This window comes from Vibrio sp. 1078-1 (assembly GCF_033340475.1).
The window spans coordinates 1-589 of record NZ_JAWOWM010000616.1 but is presented as its reverse complement, the minus strand read 5'-3'; the positions used below and the strand labels follow the sequence as shown (position 1 = coordinate 589).

The 589-nt window shown below is 41.4% G+C and carries 1 protein-coding gene; it reads right to left on the bottom strand.

What is annotated here, in order from left to right; all coding sequences use genetic code 11:
* The coding region (locus tag R7190_RS29125) for an AAA family ATPase (protein WP_318138101.1) at positions 1-437 on the bottom strand (437 nt) is incomplete at its 3' end.
* Positions 438-589 lie beyond the last annotated feature (152 nt).

The following is a 589-nucleotide window of genomic DNA, read 5'->3' as shown; positions in this document are numbered from 1 at the left end:
AGGTAATCATCCTGATTACGGAACCGCTTATTTTGCGCTTCTTCAACAGCACCTAGCAAACCATACTCTAACGCCTCGCAGAAACTTGATTTACCTGTACCATTTGGCCCGTAAATCAAAACAAGCAGACTGTGTAGGCTCAAAGACTCTTTTTTGGCAAAACCACGAAAAGGACCAATTTCAATAGACTTTAGCTGCTTGAACATTTTGCCAGCGTTACCAGTCTCGTATGTAACTTCTGCAATGGCATCTGAAAGGTTAGCCCACTGATTTGATGCTAGGCTAGCAACTTTCTTGACTCGTTTGCCTTGTGTCGTGCCTAATGGATAAACCTCTTCAAAGTGCGCAAAAACAAGATTTGCAACTTTTCGTACGCCTGCTGACACCTCCTCGGCATTCAATGTTTGCAAAAAGCGCAAATATTCATTTTTTATCATTACTATTCCCTACCAAACCACTCACAGGTTAGCTATTTTTAGTTTTAAATCTGTTCTAACTGCTCCAAAGTTCACTAACGTTGCAATCAAACAGGGAGGGGGCAGGTCTTGCCTTTGCCTCGATCATAAATTTTATTTATGCGATTATGAGC